Genomic DNA, 22340 nt, shown 5'->3' on the forward strand with positions numbered 1-22340 from the left:
TGGGTATACTTAAATATATTACAAAGCTTATGTTAGTTTGTATTCTTTACATTTTAAGGGTTTTGTGATATAATTAATTAAATATTAGATGGAAAAATATGTCAATACTGCCTATCGTTACAGCACCTGATGAAAGGTTAAAACAAAAATCTCAAGCCGTTCCAGAGGTTAATAACCAAATCCAAAAATTTATGGATGATATGGTCGAGACTATGTACCATGAAGATGGGGGAGGGCTTGCTGCTGTGCAGGTTGGGGTATTAAAACGCATCATGGTAATTGATATAAAAGATCATGATCCGATTAAAAGACCAAAAGATTTCTATCCATTATTTATTGTAAATCCTGAAATAATAGAAAAATCAGGAGAGCTTGTTATAGCTAATGAAGGATGTATCTCAATACCTGAACAACGTTATGAGATAGCAAGATCGGAGTCTATAAAAATCAGATATTTAGATTATCATAACAAACCGCAAGAGCTTGAAGCTAATGATTGGCTTGCAAGAGTAATTCAACATGAGTATGATCATTTGGAAGGAAAGCTAATGATCGATTATTTAAGTAGTATGAAACGTGATGTAGCTCTTCGTAAGCTTAAAAAACTCAAAAAAGACATAGTGTGAAGATAATATTCATGGGGACGCCTGAGTTCGCTGTTCCTGCTCTTACCAAATTAATAAATTCAAATCATAAAGTTGTTGCAGCTTTTACGCAACCACCTAAAGCTAAGGGTAGGGGGCTTAATGAAACTAAATCCCCTATACATCAATTAGCTGATGAGGCTCAAATCCCTGTCTATACTCTTTCTACTTTACGAAATGAAGAAGCTGCAAACTTAATTAATAGTATCGATGCTGATATAATAGTCGTTATTGCATACGGTTTTATCATTCCGCAAAACATTTTAGATGCTAAGAAATATGGTTGCCTTAATATTCATCCGTCTGATTTACCTCGTCATAGAGGAGCAGCTCCTTTACAGCGTACTATTATAGAGGGCGATAAAACAAGCAGTGTATGTATTATGCAGATGGATGCAGGGCTTGATACAGGTGATATATTGATGAAAGAGGATTTTGAGTTAGAAGATAGGATAACTTTACAAGAGCTTCATGATAAATGTGCTAATTTGGGTGCAGAACTGTTAATTAAAACGCTTGCAAATATCGATAAGATAGTGCCGAAACCCCAATCTAATGAGGGTGTTACTTACGCTCGTAAATTAACTAAAGAAGAGGGTAGAGTTAATTGGCAAGATTCTGCCTATGCTATTAATTGCAAAGTTCGAGGTATGAATCCATGGCCAGGAGTATATTTTAAATATAATGATAAAACGATCAAAATTCTTGAAGCAGAATATTCAGATGAAAAACATAATTTTACCCCGGGGACAATTATTAACAAAAATTTAGAAATAGCTTGTGGAAAAGGAATATTAATGATAAAAAAACTTCAACAAGAGGGTAAAAAAGTCTTAAATACTGAAGAATTTTTAAGAGGAGTTAAAACCCCTATCATTAATAAAGTACAATAATAAAAATGTTAAATTTTACAAAATATTTTATATTTATAGTTTTTTACTTTTTCTATACTAGTAATATTTATGCAATAAATAATAATCATCAATTTATTGCGGTAGAATCATTAGAATCTCCTAATATAAAAATCAAAAAATTACTTGAAGAAAAAAATACCAGTCAATTTATTTTAGAGTTACCAAACGGCGTAGTAATTAATGAAGGTGGAGTTTTAACTGAAGAAGGTTATATTCTGCAAGATACTCAAACAAGCACAGGTGATCAACATCGTTTAGTGAATAAGAAACGAGATATTAACGAAGAAAACCCATTATACTTTAAAGGAAAGCTGGCAGTAATTTCATCTCCTGGCTCTGAAAATTGGTATCACTGGCTACTGCAAGTTTTGCCTAGATTAATTATATTAAAAGAATCAAACTTTGAGTATGATCGTATTTATGTTAATAATTTAAAATATCAGTGGCAAATTAAATCACTAGAAGTAGTATTAAATTATTTAAATATAAGTGAAGATAAGCTTTTAGTAGTAAATAGTGATTGTATAATTCAAGCTTCTAACTTAATTGTACCATCTGTACCGTTTATTCCTGTAAAAGGTACAGCTTTACCTTTTTGGTTAAAAAAAGATTTAAGGAATATCTTTCTTAAAAATAATAAGGATGATATAAAAACTTATGATAAAATATATATCTCACGTAAATATGCTTCTAGTAGAAAAATAATCAACGAAGAAAAATTAATAGAAGAAATAGAGAAAATTGGTTTTAAAGTAATATATTTAGAGCTACTTTCTCCTCATGAGCAAGCTCAAATTTTTAATAAGGCAAAAATAATAATCGGGATACACGGCTCAGGGTTTGCCAATCTTATTTTTGCAACTCCTAAATGTAAAGTTGTGGAAATTGATCACGGTACAAATCCTCCAAGAAGTTTTTATAAGAGAATGGCAAATTATATGTCATGCGATTATTATCCTTATTACGTAGATCAAACAACTGAAGAACATTTAGAAGATGATATAAAAATAGATATCAATAAATTTATGAAATTTTTTAATGAGTTAAATAAATGAAAAATTGAAATTCAATTCTAAAATCGTTGTTTAATAAGTAAGACTCGCTATTCATTTCATTTAACCTTGAGATAGTATACTTTAAAACTTGTTTTTTATTTAAGTTTTGACATTTTCTTAAAAAGCTATTATAATAAACTAGTTAATTATATGACCAGTTCAATTACGGCTTTTGATGGCAAAACTCATTTTTCTAAGCTATTAAATCGAGTAATTAAAGGTGAAGAAGTTTTAATTACTAAAAGAGGAAAAATTACTGCAAAGATTGTTCCGGTAAATGCTACACATGACGTAGAAGCTGCAATTATAGCTGCTAATAGAATTAAAAAACTTGCTCAAGAGATTAATTTACAGCCTTCAGAGTTTGAAGAATGGAATTTCTATAGAAAGATAGGTAGAAAATAGCATGGCTTCGTTTGTTTTGGATGCTTCCGTAACTCTTTCGTGGTTCATGCCTAATAAGACAAAGCAATATAAATTATTGGATAAAGCGACAACTGAAGGTGCTATTGTACCGATTATTTGGGGACTCTAAGTAATTCCTTACTATACGCAGAAAGAAGAGGGCGTATTGATGTATCTCAACGTCAAAGTGCAATTTATTTATTAAAAGAGATAGGTATTAAAGTTGATCGAACAAGTTTAGAACATATTTGGTCTGAAACAATGGATTTAGCAGAGCGACATTGCTTAACTATTTATGATGCTAGTTATTTGGAGTTAGCATTACGTTATGATTTACCTCTAGCAACTCTTGATAAAGCCTTAAAATTAGCAAGTCGACAGGAAAAAATTATTACACTTTAAATCAGTTTCTAAAATCGTTGTTTAATAAGTAAGACTCGCTATTCATTTCATTTAACCTTGAGATAGTGCGTTTGAATTCTTCAGCTCTTGCTGACCCCTGATATATTTTATTAGGGTTATCTTCTAAACTCATAAAAAGTAGAATTTTATAAAAATAGGCATTATCAATAAAGTTGATAAATCTGACTGCTAAATTAGTATTATCAGGTGGAATAACTTGCACATTCTGCACAATAATAATATTAAATTTCTGGCAAATATTGACATAATCAATATAGCTAAGATTTCTTGTAAATAATTCATTAAAATCAGTGATTAATGTTCTTTTATGAACTTTTTGAAAGGATATTTCTCTGCCTAAAACTTCAATAGTTTGTGAAGTGAAATTATTATCACTAATATCTGCAATAATTTTTTGGAACTTATCTTGATTTTTAGGTGTTAGAGGATAAATAACCCTATCGCCTTTAACATTTAAAGCTTTATCAAATCTGTAGTCATGGTGATTATCAAGATATTTAACGTAAAATTCGTTATTTATTTTATCGATAAACGGCAAAAATGAATTTCTTTGCAACCCATCCTTATATAAATTATTAGGCTGGGTGTTAGAAGTTATGAAAATAAAAACATTTTGTTTTATTAGCTCATCAAATAATCTACCGATTATCATTGCATCGGTTATATCTTTAATTTCAAATTCATCTATCCCAAGTACTCTAGTTTTTTTAGCATAATCTTTAGCAATTTTGGGGACGATATCTTTTTGATTTTCCAGTTGTAATTTATGCATTGTTTTGTGAATATCCTGCATAAAATTTTGATAATGAATAATTATTTTTGGCACGTTAAGCTTTTCAAAAAAAGAATTCATCAACATAGTTTTACCTGTGCCAACCAGACCAAATAAATAAATTCCGCTTTTAAGGTTATTTTTGTTAAAGAATTTAAGTAAGCTCTTAGGTTTATTAAGCTCTATTGCTATTTGGCTTAATTCTTCTAATAAAGTAGTTTGTTTTATGTCTAATGTTATCACTTGATGAGGTTTTATTGTACTCATACAATATATAAAAGATATTTAAATAGCTAATGGTCTTGATTAATGAGGAGAATGGTACGTAATGCGTTGCTCACATAGATTGCTTTTTCCTGTCATTGCGAGGATACACTGAAAGTTTTGACGAAGCAATCCAGTAAAATGCATAGCATTTTTTATTATTTTTTTGGATACGTAATATGAATTTCCCATGAGTATAAATTAGACTTAAGTAAGGCTTTTGTCAAGTTTTGTTATATTAGTTTTAAGTGAAGTGTATTTTTTAAATTCTTTTCTGTAAGTAAGTTATGACTGAATTTTGCAACATAAAGTTTAAAAAATATTTATTATTATAACTTTTTACTTTTAACTTTGAATATAAGCTGTTACAAAAATTGTTTTAACTAACTAAAAATAAACTTTTATGGAAGATTTAAGCTCTTGGAAAGAAAGGTTTGAAGAATGCATTTATGCTAAAAAACTTCTAGATAAACTTCGCTATTTAAATACTAAAGTAGTAAATCCAATAAATTTAGAAGAAATAAAAAAAGGGATATATTATGCCCGTGAATATTACGGCTTGCAAATGCGTAAGTCAGGCGATCCATATTATTCTCATCCAATTGAAGTGGCAATTATGGTGGCAGAGTTTACAGCCGCAGAAGTACCTAAGCTTTACACATCTGTAATGATACAAGCGGCACTACTTCATGATACTATCGAAGATACGGCATTAACTGAAGAAATGATTGCCAAAATCTTCGGGGAAGAAGTGGCAAAGCACGTAGAGGGTTTGACCAGAGTTAAACCATACGGAAAAATTACCGCTGAAGAAAGTCTGAATATATTAGTTAAACAAAAAAGATATGACACAGTATTAATTAAGCTATTTGACCGCATCCATAACGTACAAACCTTAGGTGCTAAATCACCTGAAAAGGCACAAAAAATTATAGAGGAAACTTTGAGAAGTTTTTTACTTATTCCTTTCTTGATAGAAAATTTAGCATTAGAAAATTATTTATATAAATTATGCTACAATGCTATATTTCCTGTTGATCATATGGAAAGGCAAGAATATGTATACTAATTTATTACTAAATTAGTATCTTTCTTGAATTCTAGTTTTTCAAAATAATTTAATCCTATTTTATAAAAAATAGTAAATGGCATTAACAATATAAGTATCCCCCAGTAGTTAAAAATTTTAACTAGATAAACTAAGCCAAAAGAAGTTAAAACAAACATTATGGCACGTACTATAGCAAAAGTTAGACTTACACATCTGAATCTTTTAAATACAGGAAAGTTTTTATAAAAAATTGGAGCAGCAGGAAATACCCTAATAGCAAACATTCCTATAAGTACTTGTAGTATAAGTAATTGGAAAACATTATCCATTTTAATCAATAAATATGGATAAAATAAAACCATACATGCAAATATTACCCATCTTATTCTTAAAATTTTTAAAGGATGAAATTTATAACTTAAATAAGTAACTATACCACTATTAATAAGAGTGATTATTGAAACGATAAAATTATGAGTAATAACTTGGCTAGAGGTATAAGCAAAGTGAGTTTTAAGTATATCTCCACATAAGATATATTTAAAATAAAAACAAATAGGTCCAGTTGATTCTATTGTAAAATAAGCTAATAAAGTTTTTATATTTAATTTATCATTTAAATTTATATTAGTTTCTATATCTGATTTATTAAGTCCAAAGTTTTCAATTTTATTTACTAATCTCTTGGTTGCATCAACGAATTCTACTGTTTCTCTAAGCCTTGTTCTAGCAATAGCCCCGATTACTGCGATGATAGTACCAAATAAAAATGCATATCGCCAATTAAAACCTTGCATAGTTACAAGGGTTGCGACTCCTAAAGCAGCAGCAGCTCCTAAATTTCCAAATATATCACAAGAAGCAACCACTGGATATTGTATGGGTGGTTTAGTTAATTCAGTTAAATATAATTCTGCTCCTATTATTTCGCCCAGGGAAGACATGCCTTGAAGTGCACGACAAATCGTAACTATTACAGCAGCAGTAAAACCAATTTCGGCATAAGTAGGCAAGATAAACATTAAAAAACAGGATAAAGCCATTAAGAACGAAGTCATTACCACTGTAGTTTTACGCCCTATCTTATCCCCAATCCATCCAAATACTAAAGCACCTATAGATCTAAAAGCAAAGGTGGAACAAAAGGCAAAAGCCGATAATAAGTAAGCTGCAGATTGATTTTGTTTTGGAAAAAATAACTCATTAAGAAGCACTGCCATATGAACATACAGCATAAGGTCAAAATATTCTAGAAATGTTCCTACTGACAATAATCCTATAGCTTATTTTTGTTCTTTACGTAAGTTTTTTTGCTCTTTTGCGTAACCTAGCATAAATCCTTTACAAAAAATTAAATTGTAAAGAACTTATACCTTTTTATATAAAAGTCAATAGGAATTTTTACCGGAGGTTAAAATTTTTTATTTGGATCAATAATATAATCGAATAGAGATTCAAAATAATGAAGAGTTCCGTATATTTGTTTACCAATTTTTTTAGGAATATATAACGGTAGAGAGAAAAGAAAAAATGCTAATTATATATTCAATCTTATCAAGTTAGTTTTAATTTTAGTTGGCGGATAGAGGGGGATTCGAACCCCCGACACGTTGCCGTGAACACGCTTTCCAGGCGTGCGCCTTAAACCGCTCGGCCATCTATCCATGAATAATGAGTATTTTAAATGGAAAGCGGTTTCCATCTAAAATACGAATTTAATTTATTATTTATTATTTGAAAAAATATTGTTAGCTTCCAAAAGTTCATTTTTAGTATTAACACCGACAATCAAATCATGATTATTAGATAATAAATAAGAAACTTTTTCTTCTTTAGCTTTGCACAATTTTACTATTTCTGTTAAATAAACTTCTTTATTATCTCTAAAATTAGTAGCAAATAAAGGTAAATATTTGTTTAAAATTCCAGGATTAAATGCCATAATTCCAGAATTACAAAGCTTTATTTTCTTTTGTTCTTCAGTAGCATTTTTATATTCAATTATTTCCAAAAATTCACCATTTTGATCTATGGAGATTCTACCATAAAAAGCAGGATCGTCTCTTTCAAAACATAATGTTACTAATGAAGCATTACTAAAATTTAGGTATTCTACTAATTCATTCATTAATTCTGGAGTAATAAGTGGGTGATCACCATATAATACTAAAATAGTTTTATTCTCATCAATCAAATCTATTGCTGCATGAGTAGCATGAGCTGTACCTTTAGGCTCTTTTTGTAAGGCAAAACGACACATATTTTCATAAGGTGTCAAATATTTTTTTAAATCTTCTGAATAAACTATAACTACATCATCAGTTATTTTAAGCGAGTTCTTTAATACTGTTTCAAGCATTGGAACGCCGCCAACCTCATGCATTACTTTTGGTAAATTAGACTCCATTCTGCTGCCTTTGCCGGCTGCTAAAATAATTATTTGCATATTATTCATCACTGCCTTGTAAAATCTCGTAAATTTCATCTGATAATTCGTAATTACCGAAAACTCTCTGCACATCGTCGCTTTCTTCTAAAAGATCAACAAGCTTTAAAAGTTTTTCAGCTTTTTCTTTATCATCAATAATTATTGTATTTAAAGGAACCCATCCTATATAAGCTTCTTCAGCAGTGCCATATTTATCTGTTAGAAATTCTAAGACCTTAGAAAAATTTTCAATATCGGTGTATATAGTATGTAGTACTTCATCTGAAACTATATCATCTGCTCCTGCTTCTATTGCAGTTTCTAAAATATTTTCAGCTGAGCTAATTTCTAGAGGATATTGAATGACTCCACAATGTTTGAATAAAAAATTAACGCTACCAGTTTCGCCCAAATTGCCGCCATATTTAGTAAAGCTGGAGCGTACCTCAGCAGCAGTACGATTTTTATTGTCAGTTAAAGCTTCAACTATTATAGCAATACCGCCGGGTGCATAACCCTCATATCTAATTTCTGTATAATTTTCATTATTAGCGGAATCATTAGCACTATTAATAGCTTTATCGATTCTTTCTTTAGGAAGATTTTGGCTGCGAGCAGTGGCTAAAGCAGTTCTAAGACGTGGATTATTATCGGGGTTTGTAGAGCCGGCTTTGATGGCGGTAACTATCTCACGGATTAATTTTGTAAAAACTTTTGCTCTTTTCTTATCTTGAGCACCTTTACGATGCTGAATATTTTTAAACTTTGAGTGTCCCGCCATTTTATCTATACTTTAAAAATATTTAACCTTGTTTTGCTTTAAATCTTTTATTCTTTTTATTTATTACAAAAATTTTGCCTCTTCTTTTAACGATTTGACAATCTTTATCACGCTTTTTCAATGATTTTAATGAACTAACGACTTTCATATATGTCCTAACTATATTTAACTTGAGGTGATAATAAACTTTTTTGTCCAATCAGTCAATTACCAATTTATATGATAGCTTATCTTTGAGTACTTTCTTGTTTACGATTTTTTGGTTTGGTATTTAATTTTGGTTGGATATCTAATTTTATATTCATTTTATTAAGTCTTGCGGTTTGAATTCCTTCTTTTCCGCTTCTATTATTCATTAATACTTCTCTTATATCTGAGGTAATATTTTGTACATTTTCAAATTTATTGATCTTGTTTAATGTTTCAGGATCGATTTTTGCTTTAAGGTCATTTGCTATCCCTTTAAACCCGATTTTTTTACAAAATCTTGCTAATTTATAATAGATTTTATCAGTTTTTGATATATCAAATTTATTTTCATTATTTATAAATTCTGTAGTATTTTTAATTCTCTCTTTAAAGCTTTTATCATTTTTAATAGTTGCTATATCTTGATCTGTCAGCAGTTTTTTATCTTTCATTATCTGAAGCGTATCATCATATAATTTTTCCATTGCTTCTGTTGTTATAGTATTTTTTGAATTATTTTTTACAAATTTCTGAGCTAATTTTTCAATTTCACTAGTAATAGCTTTATCTTCTTTATTAAGGTTTTTAACTATACTATCATCTTTAAAGCGTGTATTTTCTTTATAAGATTCATCAAAATTGTTTTTTATACCTAAATTTATAGCTTGATTTAGAAACTCTTTTTCTGATTTTGATATTGCAACTTGATTTCTAGATAAGATATATTTTAGAGGGTCTATGGATCGGTATTCTTTCTGTTTTTTTTCTACTTACTACTGGAGTTTCTTCCCATTTTCCGTTTGCATTTTTACTCCATTGGCTTTCTGTTACTTTTTCAGTTTTTACTTCTGATGTTGGTATTTCAATTTTATAATTATTTTCATGTGCCCATTGTAAAGCGTTTTTACCTTCAATTTGAATATCATTATGTGCGGCATACGCTACCGGATCTTGCATAGGCGAATTAGCCATATCTTTTAACCATTTACCATTTTCAAAATCTGGTGAAGGGTTACTATATTTTGCCACTATATCAACTTTTTTTGCTATTTCTTTCATATTGGAAAGATTTTCTTTAATATTATCTTTATAATATTTTCGTAGCTTTTGTTCGTTATTAAAAATAACACTTGTATCTAATCCCTTTATATCTAATTTACCTGGACATATTCCTTTAGCATCAAATCCATTTTTTACTAACTCATCTACTTTTTGGTCAATTATATTATCGATTTGATTATTGTCTAGTTGATTAAGCATTTGATTTAGTGATTTACTATATTCCTTAACATTAAATGTTAATTGTCCTTTTTCTATGTTTTTATTATATCCAAAGCGTTCAAACTTTTCATTTGCATCTTTAAGCATTGAAGTAAAATCTTTATTAAAATTCATAAAAGATCTTCCATGATCAATCTTTACTACAGTATTATTATTTTGAACCATTAAATTTTGAGTATGATAATCCGATTCACCTAATATATGAGAGGCGGCAATAGCTTTTTCAAAGCCTGATAGTTTGGGTGTCTTAGTTTGTTCTAATACATCTCCTAAATGTTCGCTATTCTCTAAAAATTTAGAACGTACGTATAAAATTTTAGAAACAAAATCAGGCAATTTAGAATTTGCATAGCCAGTTACTAACTCTTCTTTAGGAGCACGATTATATAATAATTGCTCATACATATTACCGCCGATTAATTCACGTACTGCGTCATTTCGATCCATCCATTGTTGAGTTGTTTCTACATCTGCTCCTTTCTTATAAAACCGTTTAAGCATAAAAGTGTTATGTGTTGCCTGTTCATCTGCTATATATCCTCCTGATACTCCCTCACTTTTATCAGCCTCTTTTTTAAATTCTTGAACATTTGCAACCCTCCTATCACGTATAAGATCAGAAACAGCTTTTGGGACAACTTTTCCTCGTTTTTCAAAATTTTCTTTTTCTTGATTATATTCTTTAGATTGTTTTTCTGCCAAATATTCAATTAATGGTATATCTAAAATTTCTTTTACATCAGGGTTTTGAATAGATGGTAAAGTATCTTTTATAACCGTTAGCATTTGAGCTAGCTTTTTTTCTTTAAAGTCAGGAATTTCTTTGTTGATCTTTTCTATTTCATTTAAATAAGCTGTATCTGTTTCTGAATTTAATTCCTTATTAATATTTATAATAGAATTAGCTAAATTGTCGCTTGAAGCTTGAATATTTGCATTTTTAGTTAGATCAGTATCTTTAAGGATATTAAAGAATTTAGAAGATAGTTGCTCAGTTTCATTTTCTGCCATAAATGCCTTTATAAATAAATTACTATTTATTAATAATAATTAAATTTTATAGTTGATTATGAATTTTTGTTAATAATGTAGTTTAAAGTGAGTTATTTTTTTAAAAAATGTGGTAAAAATACGAAATAAATTACCATGTTTCATGGTTTTTCTTGACATATATTAATAAATTAGAATATGATATCTTTACAAAAATTAATAAAACCGTATTTTATGGTTTTTGCCGCCACGTCTTTATAAACATATGGAGTATTTAAATATGCAGCAATATTCAATTCATAACCTTAAAGAAAATTTAGTTAAAATTGTTAGAGATAATAAAGAATGGAGTCTTAATGACTTTGGGGGTTTTGAAGCTCTTCAAAAGTTACCTGAGATAGTTAAAAATAGCCCATTATTTGCTAAAGCAGTAAAAAACTTTAATCCGACAGTTGAGGGAACAAGCTTATCTATATTTAATTCTGTAAATAGTACAATACCTTATACATTACCTATTAAATTCACAGAAGTTGCTCTTGAATTGGAAGCAGTAGGTAGAAATGCTAGCCATGTATGGGAAACCTTGTCAGTGATATTAGAAAAAGCTCAAGGGAAAGGAGTAACTTACTTAAGTTTAGGTAGAGGCTGGGATGGTAAGCAAGACATAGCAGGTGGTAAAAAGATATTAGATCTTATGTCGCAAAATTTACAAGCAACTCGAAATGATCCACTCAAGTCTAAAGTATTTAATATATTATTAGAAGAAACAGACAAAAAAGAACAAGGTTTATTTGCTATTCCTGATAGCCATAAAAAATATCCAACTGTAATGAAAGCATATGCAGAATATAAAGCACTTGTTGAAGATAGTGAATTTGTGGTATTAGGAGTACAATTTAACACCCTTGAAGTTCAGATTGAAGCAGAGCCACAACAATCAGGATTAGGAAATAACGCTCAAAATCCTCCGCTTGATGTTAAAGGGAAGATTAATAGTATCAACGAATTATTAAAAAATTATAATGAAGAGTTAAAGAATTTAACAGAGATGGGATTAGATGCAGAAGCTATAAAAACTATCTTTTAACAGAAGCAAAAGAGCTTACCAAAGAATTGCTTAAATATTATGGGAATCTTTCAATTTTAGAAAAAGGTTTTTTTAAAGATTCAGAAGTTTGTAATAAATATAACAAATTAGCAACAGATATTCGTGCTATTGATATAGGCTTATCTGATGATTTAAGATATCCCTTAATTAAAATTATGTTAAATGTTCCTAAAAATCCTTTTGAGTATTTGGGGGAGTTATTTGGAGGACAATCAGCTGAAGCATCTGAGCAGATATTAAAAGATTTTATAATAGAATATGAAAATACACATACTAGTGAAGAAGTTAATTCTTTAGGTGATTTTTCTTATTTAACTTAAATCAATCTTTTAAAAGTTTAATGTCATAACTTTTTTTGTCTTATAAAGAGAGTTATGGCATTTTACTTTATGTCTTAAAAACTCCTAAATTTTTTTTAACCATCTGTTTTATTGACAAATCTTAATAATATTCATATATTGCATTTCCAAAAATTAATACCATATTTTGTGGTATTAAAACTTAAACTTAATTTAAAAAAGGATATATTCTGTGAGAGAGTCTTTAATTAGCATATTAAAAAAAGCAACAGCGAATAATAAAAAGCCCAAATTTACAAATTATTTAGATATAATAAATGAGGTTATAGATCTTACTAATAATGAAAATAATATTGATAACAGAGAAGAAAAGTTTCAAGATATCCAAATATCATTAGAGCAGATTAAAGAAAAATCAAAAGAAGATATTATAGAAGTTAAAGAAAAGTTAAGGGAAATATTAGAATATTTTGTTCAAGATTTATATACAACTAAGAACGATCTAACGAAAGCAGAAATATTTAAAATCATAGTTAATGATTATAGAATTTGTGGCGATGAAGAATATCGATTGGGTTTAGAATTTAAGGTAAGATTTGATATTGTAAAACCTACCGAATCAGGTGAAGAGATATTTTATAAGCAGCCAGAATTAGCCTTAAGCAATAATACAAAAATACTAGAAGTCGAATTAATAAATCCATTTTCTGAATTAGAACAATTAGAGCAAGTATTAAAAACCTTAGGGGAAGTAGAAAGCAACACAGGCGTCAATAATCTAGAATAATTATTTAGTCTTTTGTAATATAACTTTTCTTGCTTAATTAGAAAAGTTATGTTACGTTAATTTATCCAAAAATAATAAAGTAATTTAGGGTAAATGTTTGTTAAGTTATTGATCTTCACAATTCCTTATATCTTCTTTTCATCAATAGCTATTGCTGATCCTGAAATAGCTGAGTCTTTAAAATGTTCTAAACTTTTCCCTTATTTTGAAAAAAAATTTAATATCCCGTCTAACACGCTTCATTCAATTGCTTTAAAAGAGTCAGGTAAAAAACATAAAACTCGCAATCTTAGAGTAGTATGGCCTTGGACTGTTAATGTTGAGGGTAAAGGTTATTACTTTAATACTAAAAGAGAGGCAGTAAATTTTGTAAGAAAAGAAATTATAAGAGGGCGTGAAAGTATTGATGTTGGATGTATGCAGATTAATTTAAGGCATCATTTAGGGGCTTTTAACTCTCTTGATCAGGCATTTGAGCCGAATAATAATATTCGTTATGGTGCAGAATTTCTACGTTCAAAGTATGATCAGCTTAAGAACTGGCATAAAGCTATAGCCCATTACCATTCAGCTACTCATTCTTTGGGTTTTAAATATAAACAGGATGTAGTAAAAATAGCAAGTAATATGGCACTTTATAAAGCATCGTTGCATGGTTACTTAAATAATAGTGAGGATATTTTAGTAAATAAGGCTGTAGTCAGTAATAATAAAGTTCAGAAAAAGCCATTTTTTACTAGTAATAAAAGATATAAAAGTAGTATTATGGTCCCGATCCCAGTTAAAATTAACTAAATTTATGAATATTAAATCAATAATATATTTTGTAATATTAGTAAGTGCAGTAAAAATTAATGCCGATTTTAACGATATTCAAGTTACAGAAACTACTCAAGATATAGTAATAGAGCAAGAAACTATAAAATTGCCATGGAGTGATTGCACCGAAATACATAAATTATTTGAAAGAAAATTTTCTTTTTCAGAAAAACAGGTTAAAAAAGAAAATAGAATTTATGAAGAATATAGAAAATTTTATTTAGATCATAATAATCCTAGCAATTTTTCTATGCAATTTAGTGAAAGAAAAACTGATGCTCAGAGAGTAGAGACGTTAATTTCAGGTTTTTTAAAATTTTGTGAAGACAATTTTCAAACCAGTAATATTAAGCCTAATTCCTTAAGCTATCAAATTAAAAAACAACAAGAACAGTTGTTTAATAATATAAGAAGTGAAAATTATAAAATATATTATAAACAAAGATATTATAATAATGCTGTGTTACCCTCACATAATAAATAATTAATTACTCATTAATACTTGCATTTTGTATTTATTAATTTATTTTAATAAACTCAATATAATAGGTAGGTATTATGTTTAGAAAATTTATATTGGTAGCATTATTATGTGTCAATAGTTATAAAACTTTAGCAGAAGATAAGAAATCAGAGAGCGTACCAACTAAAATTTTGATAAATATTTCTGAAAATTATAATTGTAGTGATAGCGATTTAGTAGAAAAACGAAAACAGCACATAAAAGAGAAAAAATTACAAATTTCATTACCTGATGATCAGATTAAAATTAAAGGTATTAGGGATAATTTTGAAATAGTAGAAAGAATTAGGGGTGATGATATTCATACTGCAAGAAAAAGAAAGCGTATTCAGGATCTCATAAATGGTGATCTACCACCTATCATTAATTGGATGGTAGAAGAGAAAGCAATTTTAGAAAAGAAAGTAAAAGAAAAATATAAGATAAATTGAGAGAGTTATATATTCAATAGAGTAAATATAAAAAATAACCGCAATAATGCAGTAGTTGGAATTAGTAACAGCTTGTTTATGAAGCAGGTAGCAGACGATCTAATTGATCGTTTGAAAATGATCGATAAAAATTTTTCTAATATTTTGGAAATATCAGCTAAGTGTGGTTATCTGACTAAATTATTAAAGGTTATCTACAAGGATGCTAAAATTACTGCAACTGATATGTCTAAGACGTTGCTTGATTCATTTGAGCATAATAATAAGTTATGTATTGATGAGGAGCATTTAGAACTTCCAGAAAATTCATTTGATTTAATAGTTTATTCCTTAGGCTTACACTCCATAAATGACGTACAGCGTTTTTTGCTTAATATAAGAAAGTTCCTAAAAAATGATGGTGTTTTTATCGGTAATTTTATTGGAGGTAGCAGTCTTCAAAATTTGCGTAAATCTTTAATAGAACTCGAGATAGAAAGCAGCTCTCAACATTCTCCTCATATCTCGCCTTTTATTCATTTCGATCACGTTCCAATCTTATTATCACAAGCAGGCTTCGATGAAGTAATTGTTGATTACGAAAATATAGAGCTGAAATTTGATAATCCATTAGAATTAATGAGAGAAATAAAAAATATAGGCGAGTCAAACTCGTTAATTCTACGTCAAAATTATGCTATTTCTAAAAAAATGTATTCTTTGCTACAAAACCATAAAAATAGCTTCGAAGATAACATTACCTTAATTAGTTTTATTGCTTCACCTAGTAAAAATAGTATAAGATTAAAGTTGTTATAAGAACTAGAATGCTGTATTTTTAGGGTTTAATATGGGTTTGTTATTGTGAGTTGTGTATACGTCATTGCGAGGAAATGCGTAGCATTGACGCGGCAATCTTGTCATGCGTCCTGAGATTGCATCAAAGCTATGCTCCTCGCAATGACGTGTATGTTGGGATGACATAAAGGACATACAGTTATTGATAATATTTATAAGGTATATATGCAAGAATTTGATTTAGTAGTAATAGGAAGCGGTCCTGCTGGTTATACTGGTAGTATAAGAGCCGCACAACTTGGTATGAAAGTAGCGTGCATTGAAAAAAATGATACGCTTGGTGGTACATGTCTAAATATAGGGTGTATACCTTCTAAAGCACTGCTTAATTCTTCTGAAAAATATGAAGAAGCTTTAAAGCATTTTGAGAATATTGGTATTAATGCGGAAGTAAAGCTAGATTTACAAAAAATGCTCGCTAATAAAGATAAAGTGGTTTCAGACCTTACAAAAGGTATAGAAAGTTTATTTGCTAAAAACAAAATTACCAGAATAAAAGGTGAAGCTAAAATTATATCTAATAATATTATTGAAGTAGGTGGCGAACAGATTTCGGCTAAAAATATCCTAATTGCTACCGGTTCTAGTGTAATAGAAATCCCAAATATTAAGATTGATGAAGAATTTATCGTCTCTTCGACCGGTGCTTTAAAGCTTTCAAAAGTGCCTGAAAATTTAATAGTAGTTGGCGGCGGTTATATCGGTTTAGAGTTTGGCTCTGTTTGGAGGCGTCTAGGTTCTAAGGTAACAGTGGTAGAATATGCTGAGAGTATTGTACCAATGCTTGATAAAGAAGTCGCTAGCCAATTTATGAAGCTTCAACTGAAACAGGGAATAGAATTTAAACTAAATACTAAAGTATTATCTGCGGAAGTAAAATCCGGTAAAGTTAACCTTACAATCGAGGAGGGTGGTAAAAGCTCTGTAATAACTTCGGATGTAGTACTTATGGCAGTCGGCAGAAAAGCTTACACGCAAAATTTAGGTCTTGAAGCTGTCGGCATTGCTACAGATAAACAAGGTAGAATCGAGATTAACGAACATTTCCAAACTGTTGTACCAAACATTTACGCAGTCGGTGATGCTGTAAAAGGTGCTATGCTTGCACACAAGGCTGAAGAAGAGGCGATAGCTGCCGCCGAAATTATGGCAGGGCAGGCGGGTCATGTAAATTATAACCTGATCCCAAGCGTAATATATACTTCCCCAGAAGTAGCAAGCGTTGGTGAAACTGAAGAGCAATTAAAGGAAAGAGGCGTTAGCTACAAAGTGGGTAAGTTCCCATTCTTAGCCAATAGTAGAGCAAGAGCAGTAGGTAAAACTGAAGGAATGGTGAAGATTCTTGCCGATAGTAAAACAGATAAGGTTTTAGGAGCTCATATTATCGGGGCTGATGCAGGAACTCTAATAGCAGAGCTTACGGCTTATATGGAATTCGGTGCAGCTGCGGAAGATATAGCAAGAACTTGCCACGCCCATCCAACTTTAAGCGAGGCAATCAAAGAAGCAGCTCTTGGGGTAGATAAAAGAACTATAAATATTTAATTGTCATCTAGTTGCTTGACCACGGCATCTAAAAAATAATAAAAAATACTAATTTTATTAGTATTTTTAACTGGCTCTAGTTCATAAATCACGGGATGACAGAGGAAAAACCGATCCACGCTGGCAATGCCTAATAAATCATGGGATGATAGAAAAACTTAATATATTTAAAAAATATGAAAATAATAAAAAAATTATCAATTATTATTTTGCTCTCATTAGCAGCAAGTTTTAAAGTATTTGCTGAGCCTGACAATAATATTGGGCAAGTTTTTTTATATGTAGATCAAAAAAATTGGTCGCAGGCAGAGCAGTTAGCTAGGGAATTAAATAACAAAGCTTTAACAAAAATTGTTGTTTCGCAAAGATTTTTAGATAGCGATTATCCGAATAATAGCTTTGAGCAAGTAATTAAGTTTTTGTGCGATAATCCAAATTGGCCTCAAAGTAAGCTATTAGAAGAAAAAGCAGAAAGATACTTAAATAGCAATACAAATAAAAAAACCATTTTTGAATGGTTTAGTAAGCATCCACCCCTTACTGGTAAAGGTTATAAATATTATGCATTGGCTGCAAGTAGCTTAGTTAATGATCAAAAAATATTATTGCCTATTATTAAAGATGCTTGGATATATGCAGATTTTAGCCCTGAAGAAGAAAGTGCATATTATAGCAGATGGAAGAAATATTTAACCACAAATGATCATTTAGAACGAATAGAAGAACATCTTTGGAAGTCTGATATTAGATCAGCTGAGCAATCACTAAAATATGTAGATCGTAATTGTCAAAACTCCTTTAGAGCTCAAATTGCTATTATAAATAAATCGCCAAATGTTGAAAAGCTTTTCAGAAAAGCCCCTGAAAAATATTATACTTCTGGTCTGTTATATCGTTATTTAGATTCTAAGAAAAAGCAAAAACCAACTGGTGAAATTATTACTTTATTTAAGAAAGCAAAGAATAATCGTAAGCATTTTGCTAAATGGTGTCGCTTGCAGCTCTACTATGCTCGTGAATTTATCGATTATAAAGATTTTGCTAATAGCTATAAAATAGCATCATTGCCTTTTGCTACCTGTCCTGAAACGATAAGAGAGCAGGAGTGGATGGCTGGATGGTTGTCTCTAAGCTTTTTAAAGAAGCCTGATCAGGCATTAGCACATTTTAATAAATTTATCAAAATTGTTAAAACTCCAATTAGTTTAGCACGTGGATATTATTGGTTAGGACGAAGTTATGAAGCGAAAGGCAATAAACAAACTGCTAAACAATTTTATGAACAGGCTGCTAAATACTCTTTTACCTTTTATGGTCAGGTAGCAAATATTGAGTTAAATAAAACTAATTTAGTATTGCCTCCTGTACCTATAGTTAGTAATGAAGAAAGAAAAACTATTGAAAATAAAGATATTATTAAAGCAATAAGATTATTAGTTAAATATGATAAAAATAAATTAGCTGTTATATATTCTAAAGCTGCTATTAAAGAGACTAAAAACCCTGCTGAAATTTTAGTAATCACAAACATTATTAAGTCAACTAATAATGCTAACTATATGGTTGATGTTGCAAAAATTGCTGCTCAAAATAATATTTTCATTCCAAATTGTGCTTTCCCAACTCCTTATAATCTAGCAGGGCTTCCTATTGATCCCCATTTAGCTTATGGGATTATTAGGCAAGAATCTGTTTTCGATCATAAAGCGGTAAGTAGTGCAAATGCTAGGGGCTTAATGCAGCTTATTGATAAAACTGCTTGTGAAACCGCTAAATCTATAAGTCTTAAATGTAGTGTAGCAGATTTAACTAGAAATCCTGCATATAATATTAAACTTGGTACTCATCATTTTAAACAATTACTGGGTGATCATCGTGGATCTTACATTTTATCGATTGCTTCTTATAATGCTGGCAGTCACAATGTTGCAAAATGGATAGATAGATTTGGTGATCCAAGGAATATCAAGGATATGAGAAAAGTTATTGATTGGATGGAACTTATACCTTACCGAGAAACAAGAGATTATGTTCAAAGAGTTCTTGAAAATATTCAGATTTATCGTACAATTTTGAATAAAAATAATACATTCAAGTTTAAACAGGATTTACACGCTTGTGATATACCAAAAAGTTAATTTATGTTAATGTTTTGTTTGACATAATCATAAAATATGAGTATGGTGCGGGTATATAATTAGTAAGTTAAGGAGAAAGTTATGCCATTAGGAAAAGAACAAAAAAAATTTGGTAAAAAAGTAGAAAAAGAAGTCAAAAAATTCTCTAATGATAATGATAATAACGTACACAATATTAAGGAAATGCTTAGCAGTTTAGGTATTAATCATGAAAATAGAGAGACTTTTGACATTACATCCTTTAAACCCTCTTAATGAACAAGAACCAGTTAAATATAGATGGATAGCAAGTACCTCTAATTCAGGAGAGGACAATCAAGAAAAGGGCGAACAAGCTAAGCTAGTATTAAAAGCTTTAATAGAAACAAAACGTAGCAATAATCTAAATGATGTAACGAATGAATTTAAAGATCATTTTTCAAAATTAAATCCTGGTAGTGTAGTAGCATATATGACTACAGCAAAAAAATTAGATATTAACCCCGACGGATGTGTTGGTACTGCTCTTAAAAATATGGGAAACTATGCTGCAAAATGGAATGGTATCTCAACAAAAGAATTATTTACAAAATACGATGTAACAAATCCATATTGTTCTTTTGACAATAAAATAGAACAGGACCGTCAAAATCAAGAGACTATACTAAATGTTGAGTTGAAAGCTCCAGAAAGTTTACCTGAACCAGAAGAACAAATTGTTAATACTAATTATACAGCTTCTTCATTAAAAATTTCGAAAGAATTACTTGGCGAGAAAGTAACGCTTATTAATGGTAAAGAAGTTGAAGTTAAGAAATTCTTAGAATTATTATATAATCAAAATACTAAAGAATTTGATTTTCTTTTAAAAATGTTACCATCTGACACTAGTGAAGTTATGAAAAAAGAAGTAACATTGAAACTAGCTTATGATTATTTTAAAGATTCTAAAAACTTTGATGAAACAAATGCAATATCCGAAAGAATAGGAACAAGTGATATATTTGAAGAGTATCTTGGTTTTAATATTGATCAATTTAAAAGTGAAGAAATGAATATTATGGGTGGTGATCAGCATTCTTATTTAGATTTTTCAGCTTAAAATTCTATCATAAGGCTTGCCTTACGTTCTCATTTTAAGGAAAAACTGGCGTTGTTGTATGGCTTGGAAAATGCCCTGTATGTCATTCTTAGCAATGGCGGTAATCCAGCATAAATCGAGCTTTTAACTTTAAAAACTTGCTTTATGTATACTTTTTTTCCTGGATTCCCGCCGTTGCTAAGAATGACATAAGAGCCATGCAACGAAGCCACTCCTAGCTAGGTATGACATAATAGTAAAACTCTAATAATAAATATCATGAAACTTAAAAATTTAATTTCATTAATATTACTATTTTCTTCATTATCAGCTTTTTCGCAAGCTACAATACCTCAATTATTAAAAAATATTCCAATTAATGTCGTTGCACCGGCTTCAGGTGCTGATAGCAAAACTTTATCTGATTTAAAAAGTATCAAAACTCTTAACTTAAATATGCCGGCTAAATGTTTTAGCAAAGGTGATTTACCATTTTTAGCAAGTACTGATGAGATAAGATTTAATTGTTTGAAAGATGCCTTATATAATGAATCTAGCAATATAGTATGGAGTTTAAGAGGCGGTTATGGTTCTGCAAGATTAATTCCTGATTTATTAAAACTTCCAAAACCAAATAAGAAAAAATTTTTTATAGGATATAGTGATATAACGGCTTTGCATCTTTTCTTATCGCAAGAATGGGGATGGAAAACAATACATGGTACTAATGTAGCTGGTTTGCTAAAACCTGAACAAGATCAAGGTAACTTTATAAAACTTGCTGAAATATTGCAAGGTAAAGTAAAACAAGCGGTCATAAATGATTTAGCAGCTCTTAACAATGTAGCCAAACCAACCGAACTTGTTAGCGGCAAGCTAACCGGCGGTAACCTAACTATGGTATTAAGTAGTATAGGGACTAGATGGCAAATAAAAACCGCTGATAAAATTCTTTTTTTAGAAGATATAAATGTAGCTCCTTATCAGTTAGATCGTGCTTTAATACAATTAAAACAAGCTGGATTACTTGAAAATATTAAGGCTATAATATTTGGCACGTTTGATAAAGATTCTAAACTCACAATGTTAGTGCTGCGTAATTTTGCAAATAATTTAAAAGTACCGGTATTTAAAACTGATAGATTCGGTCATAAGAAAATTAATGATCCAATTATTTATAACACAGATAGTAAAATTATCGGTAATGGTGAAAAATTTAAGTTGATAATGGATTTGTGATAACTCCTATTGTTTTATACACACAAATATACTATAATAATTAAACCTGGTAAATTTATTCCTGATAATGAAATGTGGCTTTATAATAAAAATAACAATGAGATAATTGATAGAGCTATAAAATGGGCAGAAATAAATAAAAGGCATGAAAATTTTGATGAAATAGTAGATTTGGTACAAAATGACTAAAATATTACTAGATATGAATTATCCTGCTTTTCAAGAACAATTATTTGGCATAGAAAAGCAAGAGCAACGTGCTTTACTTACTACTTTAAAGAAAATCAAACAAACGTGTTTGTTGCATGGCTTCGGTGTCATTCTCGCTTTCGCACAGTAGTGTCTGGAGAAAATTGG

At 29.8% G+C, this 22340-nt stretch carries 28 protein-coding genes and 1 tRNA gene; 20 read left to right on the forward strand and 9 right to left on the reverse strand.

All coding sequences use genetic code 11. The annotated features are described in order from the left end of the window. Positions 1-98: 98 nt before the first annotated feature. From def to AAHF54_RS02920, 5 genes are all read left to right on the forward strand, one after another. Positions 99-626: a peptide deformylase gene (gene def / locus AAHF54_RS02900; protein ID WP_341789075.1), complete on the forward strand. Its 528-nt coding sequence runs from the start codon at positions 99-101 to the stop codon at positions 624-626. Beyond that, positions 623-1537: a methionyl-tRNA formyltransferase gene (gene fmt / locus AAHF54_RS02905; RefSeq protein ID WP_341789076.1), complete on the forward strand. Its 915-nt coding sequence runs from the start codon at positions 623-625 to the stop codon at positions 1535-1537. Before def ends, fmt begins: the two co-directional genes overlap by 4 nt. 5 nt (positions 1538-1542) lie before the next feature. Further along, a complete protein-coding gene (locus AAHF54_RS02910; protein WP_342170184.1) occupies positions 1543-2613 on the forward strand; it encodes a glycosyltransferase family 61 protein in 1071 nt (356 codons plus the stop codon). A 150-nt stretch (positions 2614-2763) separates the two neighbouring features. Further along, positions 2764-3018 carry a type II toxin-antitoxin system prevent-host-death family antitoxin gene (locus AAHF54_RS02915; RefSeq protein WP_342170185.1) on the forward strand — a complete coding sequence of 85 codons (255 nt, stop codon included), beginning with the start codon at positions 2764-2766 and terminating at the stop codon, positions 3016-3018. A 117-nt stretch (positions 3019-3135) separates the two neighbouring features. Then, entirely contained in the window at positions 3136-3420 is a 285-nt protein-coding gene (locus AAHF54_RS02920; RefSeq protein ID WP_341789079.1) for a type II toxin-antitoxin system VapC family toxin, read from the forward strand. A 1-nt stretch (position 3421) separates the two neighbouring features. Here AAHF54_RS02920 and zapE read toward each other — a convergent pair whose 3' ends face one another. Next, complete coding sequence (gene zapE, locus AAHF54_RS02925; protein WP_341789080.1) at positions 3422-4480, reverse strand: cell division protein ZapE; 1059 nt, start codon at positions 4478-4480, stop codon at positions 3422-3424. Between the two features lie 400 nt (positions 4481-4880). Between zapE and AAHF54_RS02930 the strand changes: the two genes are divergently transcribed. Then, the gene (locus AAHF54_RS02930) at positions 4881-5546 is read left to right on the forward strand and encodes an HD domain-containing protein (protein ID WP_342170186.1); all 666 of its coding nucleotides are present in this window, start codon (positions 4881-4883) and stop codon (positions 5544-5546) included. Here the strand turns inward: AAHF54_RS02930 and AAHF54_RS02935 are convergent. The 7 genes from AAHF54_RS02935 to AAHF54_RS02965 all read right to left on the reverse strand — a co-directional run bounded on the left by AAHF54_RS02935 (position 5543) and on the right by AAHF54_RS02965 (position 11218). After that, complete coding sequence (locus tag AAHF54_RS02935) at positions 5543-6799, reverse strand: MFS transporter (protein WP_341789082.1); 1257 nt, start codon at positions 6797-6799, stop codon at positions 5543-5545. The two genes, AAHF54_RS02930 and AAHF54_RS02935, sit on opposite strands and share 4 nt — an antisense overlap. 305 nt (positions 6800-7104) lie before the next feature. Further along, positions 7105-7192, reverse strand: a tRNA-Ser gene (locus tag AAHF54_RS02940). 59 nt (positions 7193-7251) lie between these two features. Beyond that, the gene (locus AAHF54_RS02945; RefSeq protein ID WP_410525915.1) at positions 7252-7983 is read right to left on the reverse strand and encodes a sugar phosphate nucleotidyltransferase; all 732 of its coding nucleotides are present in this window, start codon (positions 7981-7983) and stop codon (positions 7252-7254) included. After that, the gene (locus AAHF54_RS02950; RefSeq protein ID WP_016948537.1) at positions 7976-8737 is read right to left on the reverse strand and encodes a YebC/PmpR family DNA-binding transcriptional regulator; all 762 of its coding nucleotides are present in this window, start codon (positions 8735-8737) and stop codon (positions 7976-7978) included. The genes AAHF54_RS02945 and AAHF54_RS02950 overlap by 8 nt, the downstream gene beginning before the upstream one ends. 22 nt (positions 8738-8759) lie before the next feature. After that, positions 8760-8885, reverse strand: a complete 126-nt coding sequence (gene ykgO / locus AAHF54_RS02955; RefSeq protein WP_004998227.1) for a type B 50S ribosomal protein L36 — start codon at positions 8883-8885, stop codon at positions 8760-8762. Positions 8886-8964: 79 nt separating this feature from the next. Next, positions 8965-9411 (reverse strand): hypothetical protein, encoded by a 447-nt coding sequence (locus AAHF54_RS02960; protein WP_341789083.1) that lies wholly within the window; start codon positions 9409-9411, stop codon positions 8965-8967. Positions 9412-9637: 226 nt separating this feature from the next. Continuing rightward, complete coding sequence (locus AAHF54_RS02965) at positions 9638-11218, reverse strand: hypothetical protein (protein ID WP_341789084.1); 1581 nt, start codon at positions 11216-11218, stop codon at positions 9638-9640. A 259-nt stretch (positions 11219-11477) separates the two neighbouring features. On the opposite strand from AAHF54_RS02965, the gene AAHF54_RS02970 reads away from it, so the two are divergent. From AAHF54_RS02970 to AAHF54_RS03000, 7 genes are all read left to right on the forward strand, one after another. Next, positions 11478-12284: a hypothetical protein gene (locus AAHF54_RS02970; protein WP_341789085.1), complete on the forward strand. Its 807-nt coding sequence runs from the start codon at positions 11478-11480 to the stop codon at positions 12282-12284. A gap of 26 nt (positions 12285-12310) precedes the next feature. After that, positions 12311-12625 carry a hypothetical protein gene (locus AAHF54_RS02975; RefSeq protein ID WP_341789086.1) on the forward strand — a complete coding sequence of 105 codons (315 nt, stop codon included), beginning with the start codon at positions 12311-12313 and terminating at the stop codon, positions 12623-12625. Positions 12626-12836: 211 nt separating this feature from the next. After that, positions 12837-13391, forward strand: a complete 555-nt coding sequence (locus AAHF54_RS02980; protein WP_341789087.1) for a hypothetical protein — start codon at positions 12837-12839, stop codon at positions 13389-13391. A 93-nt stretch (positions 13392-13484) separates the two neighbouring features. Further along, positions 13485-14186, forward strand: a complete 702-nt coding sequence (locus AAHF54_RS02985) for a lytic transglycosylase domain-containing protein (protein WP_011477242.1) — start codon at positions 13485-13487, stop codon at positions 14184-14186. A 4-nt stretch (positions 14187-14190) separates the two neighbouring features. After that, complete coding sequence (locus tag AAHF54_RS02990) at positions 14191-14694, forward strand: DUF2532 domain-containing protein (RefSeq protein WP_341789088.1); 504 nt, start codon at positions 14191-14193, stop codon at positions 14692-14694. 74 nt (positions 14695-14768) lie between these two features. Beyond that, positions 14769-15164: a hypothetical protein gene (locus AAHF54_RS02995; RefSeq protein WP_341789089.1), complete on the forward strand. Its 396-nt coding sequence runs from the start codon at positions 14769-14771 to the stop codon at positions 15162-15164. Between the two features lie 60 nt (positions 15165-15224). Continuing rightward, a complete protein-coding gene (locus tag AAHF54_RS03000; RefSeq protein ID WP_341789216.1) occupies positions 15225-15962 on the forward strand; it encodes a methyltransferase domain-containing protein in 738 nt (245 codons plus the stop codon). A 3-nt stretch (positions 15963-15965) separates the two neighbouring features. Here the strand turns inward: AAHF54_RS03000 and AAHF54_RS03005 are convergent, their stop codons facing one another. Continuing rightward, positions 15966-16127 carry a hypothetical protein gene (locus tag AAHF54_RS03005; protein WP_342170187.1) on the reverse strand — a complete coding sequence of 54 codons (162 nt, stop codon included), beginning with the start codon at positions 16125-16127 and terminating at the stop codon, positions 15966-15968. 39 nt (positions 16128-16166) lie between these two features. On the opposite strand from AAHF54_RS03005, the gene lpdA reads away from it, so the two are divergent. From lpdA to AAHF54_RS03040, 7 genes are all read left to right on the forward strand, one after another. After that, positions 16167-17546, forward strand: a complete 1380-nt coding sequence (gene lpdA / locus AAHF54_RS03010) for a dihydrolipoyl dehydrogenase (RefSeq protein WP_342170188.1) — start codon at positions 16167-16169, stop codon at positions 17544-17546. A 176-nt stretch (positions 17547-17722) separates the two neighbouring features. Beyond that, positions 17723-19684, forward strand: a complete 1962-nt coding sequence (locus AAHF54_RS03015) for a transglycosylase SLT domain-containing protein (RefSeq protein WP_342170189.1) — start codon at positions 17723-17725, stop codon at positions 19682-19684. A gap of 81 nt (positions 19685-19765) precedes the next feature. Further along, positions 19766-19939 (forward strand): hypothetical protein, encoded by a 174-nt coding sequence (locus tag AAHF54_RS03020; RefSeq protein ID WP_342170190.1) that lies wholly within the window; start codon positions 19766-19768, stop codon positions 19937-19939. Beyond that, on the forward strand, positions 19893-20765 hold the full coding sequence (locus AAHF54_RS03025; protein ID WP_342170191.1) for a hypothetical protein: 873 nt from the start codon (positions 19893-19895) through the stop codon (positions 20763-20765). The genes AAHF54_RS03020 and AAHF54_RS03025 overlap by 47 nt, the downstream gene beginning before the upstream one ends. A 258-nt stretch (positions 20766-21023) precedes the next feature. Next, complete coding sequence (locus tag AAHF54_RS03030) at positions 21024-21983, forward strand: LD-carboxypeptidase (RefSeq protein WP_341789094.1); 960 nt, start codon at positions 21024-21026, stop codon at positions 21981-21983. Between the two features lie 9 nt (positions 21984-21992). Beyond that, on the forward strand, positions 21993-22172 hold the full coding sequence (locus AAHF54_RS03035) for a hypothetical protein (protein WP_341789270.1): 180 nt from the start codon (positions 21993-21995) through the stop codon (positions 22170-22172). Beyond that, positions 22165-22323, forward strand: coding sequence for a hypothetical protein (locus AAHF54_RS03040; protein ID WP_341789095.1), 159 nt, complete (start codon positions 22165-22167; stop codon positions 22321-22323). Before AAHF54_RS03035 ends, AAHF54_RS03040 begins: the two co-directional genes overlap by 8 nt. Positions 22324-22340 lie beyond the last annotated feature (17 nt).

The sequence above is a fragment of the Rickettsia endosymbiont of Seladonia tumulorum genome (assembly GCF_964030815.1).
Taxonomy (GTDB): domain Bacteria; phylum Pseudomonadota; class Alphaproteobacteria; order Rickettsiales; family Rickettsiaceae; genus Rickettsia.